This window comes from Streptomyces sp. NRRL S-340, assembly GCF_000720185.1.
Classification (GTDB): domain Bacteria; phylum Actinomycetota; class Actinomycetes; order Streptomycetales; family Streptomycetaceae; genus Streptomyces.
The window spans coordinates 35,130-51,003 of the sequence record NZ_JOIY01000002.1 but is presented as its reverse complement, the minus strand read 5'-3'; the positions used below and the strand labels follow the sequence as shown (position 1 = coordinate 51,003).

Here is a 15,874-nt window from a genome sequence, read left to right as displayed (position 1 = left end):
AACACGGTCCGGTATGTCCGAATCGGTCCTGCTTACTCACAACGCCTTCACCTCCGGCGGCATATGCTTCACAGCATGTCCACCACTGTTGAAGCCGCCTCCGAGCGATCGGCCGCGGAGGTCAACGAGGAGATCCGTGCCCTGTGGCGCCGGTCGGGCGGGACACTGACCACCGAGCAGCGCGAGGAGTACCAGCGCCTCGTGATGGAGTGGGCCATGGCCGCTCCGGACTCGGACCAGGCGGCCTGACCCGCCGCCCGTCCCGGTCGGTGCCCTCGGGCCCGCCGGGCACCGGCCCCTCCGCGGTCCTCCGTGACCTGCCCCTCCGTCCCTCCCCGCCCCGGCCGTCCGTGCCGGGGCGCCTCTGTCTCACCACCCGGCCTAGGATGCCGCGCATGGACGAGAACCTGGTGGCGCGGCTCGGGGCCGGCAAGTACGTGCTGATCACCAGCTACCGCCGGAACGGAACGCCCGTGGCCACCCCGGTGTGGGTCGTGCGGGACGGGGCCGCGCTCGGCGTGTGGACGGCCGCCGGCTCCTGGAAGGTCAAGCGGATCCGCAACCGCGCCGACGTGCTGGTCGGGCCGTGCGACGTGCGCGGCAACCCGACCGGTGACCAGGTGCCGGCGACCGCCGAGATCTGCGACCGGGCCACCACCGCGCGCTACCGGGGCCTCATCGCCCGCAAGTACGGCCTGATCGGCCGGCTCACCCTGTTCGGCAGCCGGCTGCGCCGGGGCGAGCGGGGGACCGTCGGGATCCGGGTGACCCCCACGCGCTGACCCGCGCGCGGGAGCCACCCGGTGGTGGACCCGGCGGTCCCCCGGAGACGCCGGGGAGCGCCCTACGAGGCGTCGAGGACCGTGCCCGTCAGCACCGGGGCGCCCTCGTGCACCTCCCCGGCGTCGTCGGTCAGCTGGAAGCGGACCTTCTCGGGCTGCTCCTTCACCTGGTCCCCGACCGTGGGCATGCTCACCTCGGCGCTTTGTTCGCCCGCCGGTACGGCGACCCACAGGTACAGATTCTCCAGGGCGGACAGCGGACGCTCCGGATCGGCCGCCTCACCCGTGGTCTCCTCCAGCCACTTGGGGTCGACGTCCTTGGTGGACAGTTCCGGGCCGTCCGTCACGGGGCGGACGACGAACACGGCCCCGATGTCGGAGTCGGCCACCGCGGACAGGTTCACCCGCCACCGCAGCGGCTCGCCCTCGGTGACCCGGTCGGCCACCGGCGTCACCGTGACCGTCGGCTGCGGGTCGTCGTTCTCGACCGTCACCCCGCCCCGGTGGGCACCGACCACCGCGCCGCGCACCGCCTTGACGACGATGTCGTTCGGCAGGTCCTGGCCGTAGCGGGTGTTGCCCCGCACCCGGACCGGTACGTCGATGTCGTGGCCGCCGGGCCGCACCGTCACCAGCCGGTCCGTCGCCTTGTACGTCACCGGGTCGATGACGTACACCCGGACCTGCCCGCTGCCGTGCCCGGACACGCGCACCGGCACCCGGTAGGTGCGCACGCCCGAGTCGCCCTCCTTGACGGCGAGCCGGCCGATGTCGACGCGGGGCAGCGTGGCCGGGCGGACCGGTGCCGTGCCCGGCCGCCAGGCCCACGCGTCCATGAGCCAGGCCTGCCCCGCACGGGTGCGCGGGGTCAGTTCCAGCGTCGTGATCCGCCGCAGGTCCAGCTTGCCCCGGACGGCCGCGGTCAGCGGGACACGCACCTCGCGCGCCCAGAAGGAGGCCGTGCGGTCGGTGCCGGGCAGACCGTCGACGCGGACCCGGCCGAGCGCCGCCCGGTGCCCGGAGGCGTCGGTCACGGCCACGTCCAGCTGGGTGCCGGTGGTGTTCGGCGGCACGAACACGCGCAGCGCGAGCTGCTCGGCGTCCTTCAGCGACACGGGTGAGCCGGGCCGGATCCGCACGGCCGAACCGGCGGCGGACCAGCGCAGCGCCACCGCGCGGCGACCGCTCTCGCGCTCGGTCTCCCACTGCGCGAAGTGCGGGGAGCCACCGGGCGTGTTCTCGGGGAGACAGGCGGCGGACGGGGAGGGGTCCACCGCGGAGCACAGCCGGCCGGCGCCGGTCACCGTGACCGGGCCGTCGGGCAGCACACCGCCGGCGCGGCGGGCGCCCACGGCGTGCGTGAGCACTCGCGCCGGGTCGGCGGAGGGCGCCCGGACGCCGGTGCCGTCCAGCAGCGGACGCACCCGGTCGTCCCCGGCGACGAACAGCCGGGCCACCGCGGCGATGTAGGTCGCGCCGGCCCGGTGCTGCTGGTCCGCGGTCAGGCGGGTGGCGGTACCGGGGGAGCAGACCGCGTCACGCTGGTCGGGATCGTCGTAGAAGTCGTCCTCGGCGGGCGCCTGCGCCTTGCCCGGGGTCCACTCGGTGTTGAAGAAGTTGTGGTCGGCGCCGACCACGTACACGGCGCTGTGCAGGGCGGTGCCGCGGCTGACACCGCGGGTGCCGTCGACGTACACCTCGCCCTGCAGGTCGGAGACGTCACCGTCGCAACCGGGCAGGATCGTCGTGGACGGGACGTCGGCGACCGGATTCTGGCCGAAGACCGTCGGGCCGATCAGCACGGTGCCGCTGATGTGCCACCGGGTCCTGCCGTGGTAGCCGTCCTGGTCGGCGGGCGGCGGGTACAGGCTGTCCATCGCGGCGCGGTTGACGCCCTCGCCGCCGCGCGAGTGCCCGACGAGCAGTACGCGCGACAGGTCGGCACGCGGCCCACGGCGTACGGCGTCCGGGGCCGAGGCCGGCTGAGCGGCCCACTCCGCCCAGCGCGCCAGGTGCTGCCGGACCAGCGAGGAACGGGCCTGGGCGCCACCGTCCTCGGCCGCCCAGTCCTGCCCGTTGATGCCGTTGGCCGAGATCGACACGGTGACATAGCCCTGGGAGGCCAGCAGCTTCTGGTCCTGGAGATAGCCGCGGTGGCTCGGGATGGGCAGCATGCCGGCCGGGCAGGGCCACTCACCGCCGACCTCGTCGCTGTGCGGCTTGTAGCACGGCGCGTGACGGCCGTGCAGGAACAGCGCCAGCGGGCGGCGGCCGGTGGCCCCCTGGGGCGAGACCACCACGGCCCGCATCTCCACGGGGGCGGCGAAGCCGGGCAGCCGGACCGGCTTGAGCTGGTACTCACCGCTCGTGGTGCGGTACGGCCCCGGCTTGCCCGGGTCCACCTTGCCGGCGGGGAGCGGGGCGGGGGGCCGCGCCGCGGTCAGGGCGCCGCGCCCGGGCGCGTGCGCGGCGCCCGAGGAGCCCTGGGCGTCCAGCCTGCGTCCGGCCGCGCGTACCTGAAGGTCCTTCAGGCCTCGGGCCGGCACGTCGTCCAGGCCGAGACGGAACGTACGGCCGTCGCCGCCGGGCCGCGGGTGGCCGAGCAGCCGGTCGCCCGCGTAGAACTCGACGCGCGCGTCCCCCATGGGCACCGCGCTCTCCGAGTGCCACTCCAACTGCCGTGCCGCGCCGGAGCCGGTGACGCGCCATCCGGGCGGGAGCCCGGTGTCGCTGTCACCGGCGGCCGTGAACGGCCGTGCGGCGGACGGCTGCCGGGCCGGTGCCGCTCCGGCCGCCGCGGGCGCGGCCCCCGCCATGGCGAGCAACGCCACGGCGGTGATTCCTATTCGCCGGGCACGGATCAATGGTCCCCTCCTCGGAACACGGACTTCCTCCGGTACATGAACTCGGGCGCCCCGTCGGTCCCGGGCGCCACTGGTGTCCCGGAGGACGGCGCCGGCCGGCTGTGGGTTGCCTGTGCGGCGCGGCCGGGCCGGCGGCAGCGACGTGATCACGCCAGTCGGGGCTCCGCGCGGTGACGTCCGCGCCAGCCGGTCGTTCCTGAGAGGGGACGGAAGAGCGGAGCCGGGACGGGGCTGATGCCGTGAAGGAACTGGCGGGCCGGGCGGCGGGGAAGAGGTGCGCGGAGCGCGGCCGGGCGGCGGGGGAGTGGCTGTCCGCCCGCGCGGGCCGCTGCCTGGCCGGTTCGCTGGCGCTGTACGTGCTCACCGCCCTCGCGCGTCCGGCCGAGCCGCTGGACCTGAGCGTCTACCGGCGGCTCGCACCGTACGTGCTCTCGGGCGGGCTCTACGACCACGTGGTGCGCACCGGACCGCCCATCCCGGAACTGCCCTTCACCTACCCGCCGTTCGCCGCGCTGGTCCTGCTGCCGCTGGCGCACCTGCCCTGGACGGCGGCGATCGTGCTCTGGCGGGCTGCGTCCCTGGCCGCCGTGCCCGTCATCACGGCGGGCGCCCTGCGCCTGCTGTTCCCGCGCCCCGGGGGCCGTGTCCGCGAGCGCGCACTGCTGTGGGCGGCCGCCGCACCCTGGCTGGAACCGGTGCGCCACACCCTGGACCAGGGCCAGATCAACCTGCTGCTGGGCGCGGTCGTCGTCGGCGGACTCGTGCACTGCCGCCGAACGGCGGTCCGGGGAGGCGCCGTCGCCCTGGCGGCGTCGCTCAAACTGACCCCGGCCGTCGGCGGCCTGTACCTGCTGGCGACCCGGCAGTGGCGGGCCGCCGCGTGGGCGGTCGCCACCGGGGCCGCGGCCGCCGCGCTCGCCTGGTGCCTCGCCCCGGGCGAGTCGGTGCGCTACTGGTCGACGCTCGTGACGGACACCCGGCGCGTCGGACCGGTGTGGTCGGTGCGCAACCAGTCCCTGCGGGGCGCGCTCACCAGGCTGCTCGGACCGGACGTGACCGCTTCGGCGCTGTGGTGGGCGGCGCTCGCCCTCGTCAGTCTGGCCGCGGCCGGCGCCCTGCGCGCCGCCCTGCGGCGGGACGATCCGCTCGGCGTCCTCGTCACGGTGGAGCTGTACGGGCTGCTGGTGTGTCCCGTCTCCTGGAGCCACCACTGGATCTGGTGCCTGCCCGCCATGATCTGGCTGGCGCACGGACCGCACCGCAGACGCACGCTGAGCCGGCTCGCGCTCGTCCTGTGGGCGGCCGCCACCGGCGCTCGCCTGGTACCGCGCCTGACCGGCGTCGAGGACCGGCTGGCCCTGCCCGGCCCGTACCCCTGGCCGCTGGCCTGGCCCGGATGCGTCTACGTCGTCTGCGCGCTGCTCACGCTCCTCGCGCTCGCCCGCGCGGCCCGGGTCACCGGACCCCCAAAGCGGCCCGAGCCCGTCCGTGCCGGCGGGCGGCCCCCGGCCCGGGCCGACGGCTCACCGCTGCCCTGACGGGGGCGGGAGGGAAGCCGCTGCCCTGACTGGGGGCGGAGGGCGGGAGGGGGGAGGTGCGGCAGGGCGCGGCGGGGCCGCAGGCGCGGAGGAGGCGCCGGGTCTGCGGCGGCGGTCAGCTCCAGGCCCGGAACGGCTCGTCCAGCAGCTGGAACACCGGCTCGCCGCGGACCGGATCCTGCGCGGTGGTCAGCCGGACCCGGTCGCCGCCGTGGATGCCGATGAGCGGGCCCATGACCCTGCCGCGCACGACGAACCCCTCACTCATCTCTATCAGCGACACATTGCGCGCGGCGGGTGTGTTGCGGTGCACCACCGTGGCGTGCCGTACCGTCCCGGTGCCCGCACTGCGCTCGGTGCGCAGGTCGCTGCCCCGGCACACCGGACACAGCAGCCGCTGGTACATGGCCGTGCCGCACCAGGTGCAGCGCTGGAAGCAGAGCGCTTCCCGGTCCCCGCCCCCCGGTTCCAGGAGGCCGGTCGCGGAACCGGCTGCCGGACGCGTCGCGTTTCCTGAAGCGTGGTACACGCTGGTCAACTCCCTGCACTGGGCCGGAATCCGGCGCGCGCGGGGAACCCGTGCACGCCCGTGCGCGGTCCGCGGTGCCACCGTGCACGGCGACAGGTTATGGCACTCAGTGCCAGACGTAAAGGCACTGCGTACCATCATCTCGTGCCGGTCCGGCCCGGGGGGTCTTCGGCGAACGCCGTCTCGATCTCCCGCACCACCTGCCACAGGGGAGCCCCCCGCCGTGCCGCGACGACGACCACCTCCCCTTCCCGCGCCGCCCGCCCGTCGGCCCCGGCCGAGACCCCGTCCCCGTCCGTCTCCTCGCCCTGCGCCCCTCCCGGGCCGGCGGCCGGGGCGGGGCCGCCGGGTGCGGCGGGCGGCGCCGGGGTGAAGGAGGCGGGCCCGAACACCTCCCGCACATGGTCCAGTGCCCGGTCCACCGCCGCGCGCGCGTCACCGCGTCCGTCCGCACGCAGCCAGGAGCGCAGGGCGTTGTTGTGCGCGGCGACCACCGCCGCGGCGATCACGTCCGCCCGCAGCGTCCCGTCGTCCCGCCCGGCGAACCGGCCGCGCAGATACCCGGCGAGGGCCCGCTCGTAGCGCCACACCACCGACAGTTCGTAGGCCCGCAACCCGGGCACCTGCTTGGTCAGCCGGTACCGCTGGACCGAGAAGAGGGGGTTCTCCGCGTACATCAGCAGCACCAGCCGGGCCGCGTCGCAGACCCGGCGGACCGGGTCGCCGTGCTGGTCCGGGGCGGCGAGGAAGGCGGTCATGTCGGCCAGGCACCGCTCGTGGTCGGGGAAGACCACGTCCTCCTTGGACGGGAAGTAGCGGAAGAAGGACCGGCGCCCGACCCCGGCGAGGGCCACGATGTCGTCGACGGTGGTCTGCTCGTACCCCCGCTCCAGGAACAGGTGGAACGCCGCCGCCACCAGGGCGTCCCGCATGGGCGTCCTGGCGCCCGCCGCCGAGGCCTTCTCGCCGCGGCCGGCCGCCGCGCTCCTGGAGGTCATGGAGGGGAACGTAGCACCCGCGACCGGCGGAAAGGCACTCGGTGCAGTGACGGGAGGGAACTGAGTACCCTTCTGCTGCTCCCGTCTGCCCGTCTGCCCGTCTGCCCGTCTGCCCGTCTGCCCGTCTGCCCGTCTGCCCGTCTGCCCGTCTGCCCGTCTGCCCGTCTGCCCGTCCGTCCGCCCGTCCGTCCGCGCGCGTTGCGCCCGGGCGCGCGGACCGGGGCTGTGCTGAGCTGGTGTCCTCGCGGGCGAGGACGGACGCGCGGTAGGCGGTGGCTGCGCGGGGAAGGGGTGAGGGATGAAGGGATTGGACGCGTTCACCGGCCGGCTGGACCCCGACATGTACGTGGTGACGGCCGCCGCGGACGGAGACCGGGCGGGCTGCCTGGTCGGCTTCGCCTCGCAGTGTTCCATCGCCCCGCCCCGGTTCGTGGTGTGGCTGTCCAAGGAGAACCGGACCTTCCGGGTGGCGCAGCGGGCGGACCGGCTCGCCGTGCACGTGCTGACCCGCGAACAGCACCCGCTGGCCGAGCTGTTCGGCGGGAGCACGGGCGACGACGGCGTGGACAAGTTCGCCCACGTCCGCTGCACGGTGCGGCCGGACGGCGCCGTCGTTCTGGACGAGGCGCCCGCCTGGTTCGTCGGACGAGTCCTCCTGCGCGCCGACGGGGGAGACCACGTGGGCTTCGTGCTCGACCCGGTGGACTCCGGCGGCCGGGGCGGCCCGGGCGGCGGGCCGCTGCTGCGCCTGTCGGACGCGCTGGACATCTCCCCGGGCCACCCGGCCGACTGAGCCCCGGCGGACGACCCGCCACCGCGCCGAAGGGGCCGTCAGCGGATGCCTGGAGTCGCCAGCGGACGCTCGGAGCCGTCAGCCGTCAGCCGTCAGCCGTCGGCGCACGCCTGCGCCGAACGGCCCGCGAAAGCAGGCGCCTGCGCCTGCGCCTGCGCCGGGTCCGCGGAAGCGGCGGTGGCGGTCACGCCGGATCTCCCGGCGCGCGGATGTCCAGGACGCAGACGTCGTCGCGCCGTTCGGTCTCCAGCATCTCGGTCAGCAGCGGCACGAGGGAGCCGGGCCCGTCGCAGGGGAGGGTGCCTGCGGTACGGGCGAGGCGCTCCAGGCCCCGGTGGATGTCCTCGCCGGGCCGCTCGACGAGGCCGTCGGTGTAGAACAGCAGCCGGTCGCCGGGCTCCAGCACGATCTCGGCCTCCTCGTACACCGGTGATTCCGTGGCGCCGAGCAGCACCCCGAACGGACGCTGCAGGTAACGCGGTTCGCCACCGCGCAGCAGCAGCGGCGGCAGATGGCCCGCCTGTGCCCACACGAGCCGGCGATCGGCCGCCCGGTAGCGCGCCAGGACGACGGTGGCGGTGCCCTTGGTGTCCCGGGAGTGCAGCAGCAGCGTGTTGAGGCGTTCCAGCGCACCGGTCAGGGACGATCCGGTGAAGATCATGCCCTTGGCGGTGAACCGGAGCTGCGCCATGGTGGCCACCGCGTCGATGCCGTGCCCGGCGACGTCACCGACCACGAACAGCGCGTCACCGTCCGGCAGTTCGATCGCGCTGAACCAGTCGCCGCCGACATGGGTCCCCGACTCGGCGGGCAGGTAGGCGACGTCGACCCGCAGCCCGGCCAGGCGCACCGGGCGGCGCGGCAGCGGCAGCAGCGCGTGCTGCAGCCGTCCCGCCAGCGTCCGCTCGGCGCGCAGGACACCGTCCTGGGCGAGCATCGTCCGCTCGCTCTCCACCAGGGCCAGCTCCGCGCTGCGCTGCGCGGTGAGGTCCTGGAGGAAACCGTGGACCTCGACCGGCGCGCCTCTCGTGTCCAGGACGGCCTCGGCCACCGCCCGCACATGCCGTGGTCCGGCCGTCGCCACGGTCCGGAACGTCACGTCGAACGGGGTGCCCCGGGCGACCAGTTCGCGCACGGCCTGCCCGAGCACGGGCCTGTCCTCGGGCAGGGCGAGGTCCGCCAGCCGCTCCAGCGGGACGGGTCCGAGCCCCGGGTCGCGGTCGCACAGCTGGTAGGCCTGGGGGGACCAGGCCGCCTCGTGGGTGACCAGGTTCCAGGTGGCCCAGCCCAGGCGGCCGAGGCGCTGCAGATCGGCGAGACGCTGTTCCTGCCGGTTCGAGGTGTCGTGCCGCAGCCAGGACACCACCAGGCCGTCGCCCAGCCGGGCGGCCCGCACCGCGTACGTGGACGGCCCCTGACCGAGCGGCCCCGCCTCCTGCTGCGCGAACGGTTCGCTCTCGTACGGCTCCCCGGTCTCCAGCACGCTCAGCCAGCCGCGTCGCAGCGGCTCCTCCGCGGCGGCCGGCCAGCACTCCAGGAGCCGCCGCCCGACCAGATCGCTCCGGTCGAGGCCGAGGACGCCGGCGCTCTGCATGGTGGCGGCGTCGACGCGGTAGTCCTCGACGTCGCCCGCGGGCGAGCGCAGCGGGGTGAGCAGCAGCGTCGCGCCGGGCAGCGCCTCCAGCAGGGCGCGCACCGCTTCGGGCGCCCGGTCCGGCGCCGGCTGCGGCCGGGGGGTGACAGCGCGCAGCCGGGCCGCGCAGAGCCAGGAGACGTCGTGCAGGAGTTCGCGGTCGTGCCGGGTGAACGGGCCCGGCCGGGCGCGCAGGACGCCGATGGCGGCGTCCGCGGGGCCCGCGCCGGTCACCGGCAGCCAGGCGCGGGAGGGCCAGCGCCCGGCGGGTTCACCGGTCAGCGGGTGCCGCTTGCCGTCCTCGTCGGTGTTCTCCAGCCAGCGGGGTTCCCGGGCCGTGAGGGCGTCCAGTGCCGCGCTCCGGCTTCCCGGGGGCACGTGCCGCCAGGAGGGGTCGGCCGGGGTCCCGTCGGAGCCGGCGTACCCGGCCAGCGTGAGCCCGCCCGCAGGCAGCGGCCGGTAGATCAGCACGGCGTCGGCGCCGACGGGAGCCGCGAGGTGTTCCAGCAGGCACACGGCGAGGTCCTGCGGGGACTCCACCTGGACGAGGGCCCGGCCGAGCGCGGCGAGGACGGTGACGCCGTCCGCCTCGCCGGCGCCCGTGGCGTGGCTCAGCGGGGGCACCAGCGTGCCCAGGGTGATCCGGCACTCCTCCACCAGCGTGCGGCGCGCTGCCTTGGCGCGGCGCACCAGATCCTCGTGCGCGGCCTGGGGGGAACAGCCGGTCAGTGCCATCAGGGCGCCCTTGGCCCGCTCGACGACGGCCGCGTCCTCCGCCGCCTCCTGCCGCCGGGCGGGCTCGCCCTGCCGCCGGGACGCACCACCGGCCGGCGCCGCCGTGCCGGGTACGGCGCCGGGGTCCCTGGGGCAAACGGAATCGCCGGTCACGCGACGAGCATCGCACATGTGGCCCAGTCCGATCCCGGTCCGATCAAGAACTTGACGGACTTCCCGGCATCCGCCGCCGTGCCGCTCCGGCCCTCGGAGCTGCGAACAGAAGGAGGCCCCGGCGGACGGTGTCCGGCACGCGCCGTCGCCGCGTTGCCAAAAGGTCCTGGCAGCTCCGCCACCAGGACCTTCCGGCGCCTTGCGACCGCACGCACCGGACACCGTCCGCCCACCGGGACCCACTTTCGTCCGCGGCTCTCAGCGGCCCGTGCCACGCTCCATCAGGGCCTCGGTCACGGCCCGCACGCTGCGCGCGATGTGCTGGAGCTGGAGCACCTCCGCGGCGTACAGCTTGATCGTGTGTTCGATGACCGACTCGGGCAGTCCCAGCCGGGGCAGGTCGGCGCGCGCGGTCTGCAGGGCGGTGCGGGCCACCCGGACCTCCTGCTGGACCTGGATCTGCGCGTGCCGGGCGAGCAGCACGGGGTGGCGCAGCAGCACGGGGTAACTGGCGTAGCGGGAGGGCACCAGTTCGCGCAGCCACCTGGCCGCCGAACGCTCCCAGTCGTAGCTGCCGGGGGGCTTGACCTGGCAGGGCCAGTCCGGGCTGACGCGCGTGGTCGTCACAGGCATGGATCATCGCTTCCGGGTGTGCGGCGTCGTGGAGGGCGGGCGACGGAGGAGCCGCCGGGCCGCGATCCGTGAAGCAGTATTTATATATGCCATCCGCTTGGCAAGACGTATGAAAACATTCATGTCCGGATTGCGCTGCCTGGTCCGCTTGCGTTCCGACCACTTCGTGCGGGTGCCGCGCAGGTGGCCGCCGGGTCACTCCTTGAGGAAGAACTGGTGCTGGTCGGCGATCTGCTCGTACTCCTCCAGGCGGGCCTGGGTCCGCTCCGGGTCGGCGTCCGTCATGGCCTGCAGCAGGGCGGCGCAGACGATGCCGGGCGCGGCGTAGGAGTCGAAGACCAGCCGGGAGCCGGTGCCGGTGGCGAAGGTGACGTCGGCCTCGTCGGCGACCGGGCCGAGCGCCAGGTCGGTGATCAGGGCGACCTTGAGCCCGGCGCTGCGGGCGACCCGGACGGCGGTCAGGGTCTCCTGCGCGTGCCGGGGCATGGAGAAGGCCAGCACCCAGGTACCGCCGGCCTCACGGGACTGCAGGAGGGCGTCGTAGGCGACGCTGCCGCCGAGGGTCACCAGTCGTACGTCGGGGTGGATGCGCCGGGCCGCGTAGGCGAAGTACTCGGCGAGCGAGACCGAGATGCGCAGTCCGAGCACGGTCAGCGGCGCCGAGCGCGACAGCTCGCGCCCGACCTCGATCACCTGTCCGGGGTCGGCGAGGTCCCGGCGCAGGTTCTCCAGGTTCTCGATCTCGGCGTCGACCGCGGCCTGGAGTTCGTTGCCCCGGTCCTCCTCGACCGTGCCGGGGCCGCCCGCGAGGGTCCTGAGTGCGATGGACTGGAGCTTCTCCCGCAGCGCCGGGTAGCCGCTGAAGCCGACCGCGCCGGCGAACCGCGTCACCGAGGGCTGGCTGACCCCCACCCGGCCGGCCAGTTCGGTGATCGGCAGGAACGCCGCCTCCGCGAGGTTCTCGATCAGGTACTGGGCGATGCGGCGCTGCCCGGGAGACAGCTGGGGCCGGTCGAAGAGCGTCCTGAGCTGCGAGGCCGGAGCGGCCTCGGTCCCCGTGGCCGGCCTGCCCGAGGTGATGGCGGACGCCTGGGCGCGAGCCTGCTGCGGCGATGGCACCGAGGCGCCTGCTTTGTCTCCCACAGCGTTTCAACATAGCTCACTCACTGTCATGAGCAGGGTGTGCGGGAGAGGATCCGGACACGGCGCGACCCGCGCCCGGCGGCGGGGCGGAGGGCGGCGGCAGGAGCGGGGAGCGGACGGGCGGGACGGTCGCCGGGACGATCAGGTCCGCGCGGTGCCGGGTCCCCGCCACCAGGTCCGCGTTGCGCTGATCGGTGCCCAGAGCCCAGGCGACGGCCTGGTCGTGGCCCTTGCCGAACTCCTCGTGCCGGGCGACGAGACGGCGCACGCGCTCCGGTTCGGCCAGGTCGCAGAACCACACCTCGTCCAGGTGCGGGCGTACCCGCGCCCAGGCGCCGGTGTCCAGCAGCAGGTAGTTGCCCTCCGTCACGACCAGCCGGGCCGACGGCGGCACCGGGACCGCGCCCGCCAGCGGCTGTTCGAGGACACGTTCGAAGCCGGGGGCGTAGACCGTCTCCTCGCTGCCGGCCGCGTACTCCTCGCGCAGCCGGCGCAGCAGGGCCGCGTACCCCGCCGCGTCGAATGTGTCCGGCGCGCCCTTGCGGGCGCGGCGGCCGAGGCGGTCGAGTTCGGCGTCGGCGAGGTGGAAGCCGTCCATCGGGACGTGGGCGACCCACGGGTCGCCTGCGCCGTTCAGGGCCCGCACCAGGTGCTCGGCCAGCGTGGACTTGCCGGCGCCGGGGCTGCCCGCGATGCCGAGGATCGCGCGGTGTCCGTCGCGGGCCAGGGCCCGGGCACGGTCGAGGAGGTCGTCGAAGGTCGGCGGCACACGCGCCAGTGTGCCACCCGGCCGACGGCGCCGGCCGGGTGGCCGGAAGGACTCCGCCGCCCCGGCCCGGACGGGCGCGGGGAGGGAAAGGCGTACGGAGATCCGGCGAAGTACGCCCGATGTGGCGTGCGCCACCCCCTCAACGCCCCGTCGTGGGGAAGGGTGCCTGTATGACACAGCTCGGTCTGCCCGAAGAAATCCTGGCCTGCCTCTTCGATCTCGACGGGGTCGTCACCAAGACGGCGGTGGTGCACGCGGCCGCCTGGAAGGAGACGTTCGACGCGTTCCTGCGCGAGCGGGACGGCGCCGGCTACCGTCCGTTCGACGCGGTCGCAGACTACGACGAGTACGTCGACGGGCGGCCCCGCGCCGACGGGGTGCGCACCTTCCTCGCCTCGCGGGGCATCGAACTGCCCGAGGGCACCCCGGACGACCCGCCGGACGCGCCGACGGTCAACGGGGTGGGCAACCGCAAGAATGAACTCGTCCTGGAGAAAATCCGTACAGACGGCGTGGAAGCCTACGACGGCACCCTGCGCTACATCGCGGCGGTCCGGGCGGCGGGCCTGAAGACCGCGATCGTGTCCTCCAGCGCCAACACCCTCGACGTGCTGCGCTCCATCGACGCCGAGCAGTTGTTCGACGTGCGCGTGGACGGCGTGGTCGCCCGCGAGCGCGGGCTGCCCGGCAAACCGCGCCCGGACACCTTCCTCGCCGCCGCCCGCGACCTCGGGGTGGAACCCGGGCGGGCCACCGTCTTCGAGGACGCCCTGGCCGGCATGGACGCGGGCCGCTCGGGCCGTTTCGGCTACGTCGTCGGCGTCGACCGCGTCGGGCAGCAGGACGCCCTGTACGCGCACGGGGCCGACGTCGTCGTCAAGGACCTCGCCGAACTCCTCACCGGGACCGGCCCCGGACCCAGCCGACAGGGAGGCGCCGCGTGATCACCCACCGTTCCTACGCCGTCGAGCCGTGGACCGTGCGCGAGACGGAGCTGAGCCTGGACGTGCTCGCCCAGAGCGAGTCGGTCTTCGCGCTCTCCAACGGCCACGTCGGCTGGCGCGGCAACCTCGACGAGGGGGAACCGCACGGCCTGCCCGGTTCCTACCTCAACGGCGTGTACGAGGTGCACCCGCTGCCGTACGCGGAGGCGGGCTACGGATACCCCGAGTCCGGACAGACCGTCATCAACATCACCAACGGCAAGGTGCTGCGGCTGCTCGTCGACGACGAACCGTTCGACCTGCGCTACGGCAGGCTCGTCTCCCACGAGCGCGTACTGGACCTGCGCCGGGGCGTGATGGAGCGGACCTGCGAGTGGATCTCGCCGGCCGGCACCCGGGTCCGCGTGCGCGCCACCCGGATGGTCTCCCTCACCCAGCGCTCCATCGGTGCCGTCGCCTACGAGGTGGAACCGGTCGAGTGCCAGGCACGTGTCGTCATCCAGTCGGAACTCGTCGCCAACGAGCAGCTGCCGCAGGCGAACGGCGACCCGCGCGCGGCGATGGCGCTGCAGGCCCCGCTGGAACCGGAGGAGGACTTCGCCTCCGGCCACCGGCTGCGCCTGGTGCACCGCACCCGGCGCAGCGGTCTGCGCGTGGCCGTCGCCGCCGACCACGTCGTGACGGGCCCCGAGCGGACCACCACCAGCAGCGAGAGCCACCCGGACCTGGCCCGGCTGACGGTCGCCGCCGTCCTGGAGGCGGGGCAGAAGCTGCGCGTGGAGAAGCTCGTCGCGCACGGCTGGTCAGGGGCCCGCTCGCTGCCCGCGATGAGCGACCAGGTCGACGCCGCCCTGGCGGCCGCGGCGCACGGCGGCTGGTCGGGCCTGGTCCGCGAGCAGCGGTCCTACCTCGACGACTTCTGGGCCCGCGCCGACGTGGAGGTGGACGGCGACGAGGAGATCCAGCAGGCCGTCCGCTTCGCGCTGTTCCACGTGCTGCAGGCCGGGGCCCGCGCCGAGGAGCGGGCCATCCCGGCCAAGGGGCTGACCGGCTCGGGCTACGACGGGCACGCCTTCTGGGACACCGAGATGTTCGTGCTGCCCGTGCTGACCTACACCTCGCCCGACGCGGTCGCCGAGGCGCTGCGCTGGCGGCAGAACACCCTGCCCGCGGCCCGCGAGCGGGCGGCCCAGCTGGGGCTCGGCGGTGCCGCGTTCCCGTGGCGGACCATCGAGGGCCAGGAGGGTTCGGCGTACTGGCCCGCCGGTACGGCCGCCTTCCACGTCAACGCCGACATCGCGCACGCGGTGGTGCGGTACGTGGCGGCCACCGGCGACGAGGACTTCGAACGCGACACCGGGATGGAACTGCTGGTGGAGACGGCCCGGCTGTGGCGTTCGCTCGGCCACCACGACCACCGCGGCACCTTCCACATCGACGGCGTCACCGGCCCCGACGAGTACAGCGCCATCGCCGACGACAACACGTACACCAACCTGATGGCCCGTGCGAACCTGCTGGCCGCCGCCGACGTCGTGGAACGCCATCCCAAGGAGGCGGAACTGCTCGGCGCCGACGACGAGGAGAGCGCCGCGTGGCGGGACGCCGCCGAGGCCATGAACATCCCGTACAACGGCGACCTGCGCGTGCACGAGCAGCACGCGGGCTTCACCCGCTACCAGCGCTGGGACTTCGCCGGCACCCGGGCCGACCAGTACCCGCTGCTGCTGCACTTCCCCTACTTCGACCTGTACCGCAAGCAGGTGGTCAAGCAGGCCGACCTGGTGCTGGCGATGTACACCTGCGGCGCCGAGTTCGACGAGGAGCACATCGCCCGCAACTTCGCCTACTACGAACCGCTGACCGTGCGGGACTCCTCGCTCTCGGCGTGCGTCCAGGCGGTCATCGCCGCGCAGGCGGGCCATCTGCGGCTGGCCTACGACTACGCGGCCGAGGCGGCCCTGATGGACCTGGAGGACCTGGAGCACAACACCCGCGACGGACTGCACATCGCCTCGCTGGCCGGTACGTGGATGGCGCTGGTGGCGGGCTTCGGCGGCACCCGCAGGTCCGGCGACACCCTGGAGTTCGCGCCGCGCCTGCCCGAGAAGTTCAGCCGTCTGGCCTTCACCCTCCAGTTCCGCGGCCGGCGGCTGCGCGTGGAGATCACCCAGCAGAGCGCCACGTACACCCTGGCGTCCGGGCCCGCCCTGACGGTCGGTCACCACGGTGAGGAGGTCCCGCTGCGGCCCGGCACGCCCGAGGTCCGCCCGGTGCCGCCGCCGCGGCACCTGCCGGCCCCGGAGCAGCCCCCGCACCGCAGGCCGGGTGTGCGCTGACCCGGTCCGCTCCTCCCGCCG

At 74.6% G+C, this 15,874-nt stretch carries 13 protein-coding genes; 6 read left to right on the top strand and 7 right to left on the bottom strand.

Features of this window, described 5'->3' with window-relative positions; genetic code table 11:
- Window positions 1-63: 63 nt before the first annotated feature.
- Complete coding sequence (locus tag IG64_RS01485) at window positions 64-249, top strand: hypothetical protein (RefSeq protein ID WP_037851071.1); 186 nt, start codon at window positions 64-66, stop codon at window positions 247-249.
- 146 nt (window positions 250-395) lie between these two features.
- Window positions 396-782, top strand: coding sequence for a PPOX class F420-dependent oxidoreductase (locus IG64_RS01480; protein WP_037851069.1), 387 nt, complete (start codon window positions 396-398; stop codon window positions 780-782).
- A gap of 62 nt (window positions 783-844) precedes the next feature.
- Here the strand turns inward: IG64_RS01480 and IG64_RS01475 are convergent, their stop codons facing one another.
- Window positions 845-3,646 carry a hypothetical protein gene (locus IG64_RS01475; protein WP_037851067.1) on the bottom strand — a complete coding sequence of 934 codons (2,802 nt, stop codon included), beginning with the start codon at window positions 3,644-3,646 and terminating at the stop codon, window positions 845-847.
- Between the two features lie 239 nt (window positions 3,647-3,885).
- On the opposite strand from IG64_RS01475, the gene IG64_RS01470 reads away from it, so the two are divergent.
- Window positions 3,886-5,184, top strand: a complete 1,299-nt coding sequence (locus IG64_RS01470) for a glycosyltransferase 87 family protein (protein ID WP_234438344.1) — start codon at window positions 3,886-3,888, stop codon at window positions 5,182-5,184.
- 115 nt (window positions 5,185-5,299) lie between these two features.
- Here the strand turns inward: IG64_RS01470 and IG64_RS01465 are convergent, their stop codons facing one another.
- Window positions 5,300-5,713, bottom strand: a complete 414-nt coding sequence (locus IG64_RS01465) for a Zn-ribbon domain-containing OB-fold protein (RefSeq protein WP_037851065.1) — start codon at window positions 5,711-5,713, stop codon at window positions 5,300-5,302.
- A 137-nt stretch (window positions 5,714-5,850) separates the two neighbouring features.
- Window positions 5,851-6,711 (bottom strand): TetR family transcriptional regulator, encoded by an 861-nt coding sequence (locus IG64_RS01460; RefSeq protein WP_051812238.1) that lies wholly within the window; start codon window positions 6,709-6,711, stop codon window positions 5,851-5,853.
- A 298-nt stretch (window positions 6,712-7,009) separates the two neighbouring features.
- Between IG64_RS01460 and IG64_RS01455 the strand changes: the two genes are divergently transcribed.
- On the top strand, window positions 7,010-7,504 hold the full coding sequence (locus IG64_RS01455) for a flavin reductase family protein (protein ID WP_037851061.1): 495 nt from the start codon (window positions 7,010-7,012) through the stop codon (window positions 7,502-7,504).
- A 184-nt stretch (window positions 7,505-7,688) separates the two neighbouring features.
- Here the strand turns inward: IG64_RS01455 and IG64_RS01450 are convergent, their stop codons facing one another.
- The 4 genes from IG64_RS01450 to IG64_RS01435 all read right to left on the bottom strand — a co-directional run bounded on the left by IG64_RS01450 (window position 7,689) and on the right by IG64_RS01435 (window position 12,570).
- The gene (locus IG64_RS01450; protein ID WP_078883713.1) at window positions 7,689-10,043 is read right to left on the bottom strand and encodes a SpoIIE family protein phosphatase; all 2,355 of its coding nucleotides are present in this window, start codon (window positions 10,041-10,043) and stop codon (window positions 7,689-7,691) included.
- A gap of 240 nt (window positions 10,044-10,283) precedes the next feature.
- A complete protein-coding gene (locus IG64_RS01445) occupies window positions 10,284-10,658 on the bottom strand; it encodes a hypothetical protein (protein WP_037851056.1) in 375 nt (124 codons plus the stop codon).
- A gap of 195 nt (window positions 10,659-10,853) precedes the next feature.
- Complete coding sequence (locus IG64_RS01440) at window positions 10,854-11,777, bottom strand: MurR/RpiR family transcriptional regulator (protein WP_037851054.1); 924 nt, start codon at window positions 11,775-11,777, stop codon at window positions 10,854-10,856.
- Window positions 11,778-11,817: 40 nt separating this feature from the next.
- Window positions 11,818-12,570, bottom strand: coding sequence for a nucleoside/nucleotide kinase family protein (locus IG64_RS01435; RefSeq protein ID WP_078883711.1), 753 nt, complete (start codon window positions 12,568-12,570; stop codon window positions 11,818-11,820).
- Between the two features lie 170 nt (window positions 12,571-12,740).
- Between IG64_RS01435 and IG64_RS01430 the strand changes: the two genes are divergently transcribed.
- Both IG64_RS01430 and IG64_RS01425 read left to right on the top strand, forming a co-directional pair.
- The gene (locus IG64_RS01430; RefSeq protein WP_037851051.1) at window positions 12,741-13,514 is read left to right on the top strand and encodes a beta-phosphoglucomutase family hydrolase; all 774 of its coding nucleotides are present in this window, start codon (window positions 12,741-12,743) and stop codon (window positions 13,512-13,514) included.
- A complete protein-coding gene (locus IG64_RS01425) occupies window positions 13,511-15,853 on the top strand; it encodes a glycoside hydrolase family 65 protein (RefSeq protein WP_037851044.1) in 2,343 nt (780 codons plus the stop codon). The genes IG64_RS01430 and IG64_RS01425 overlap by 4 nt, the downstream gene beginning before the upstream one ends.
- Window positions 15,854-15,874: the final 21 nt, after the last annotated feature.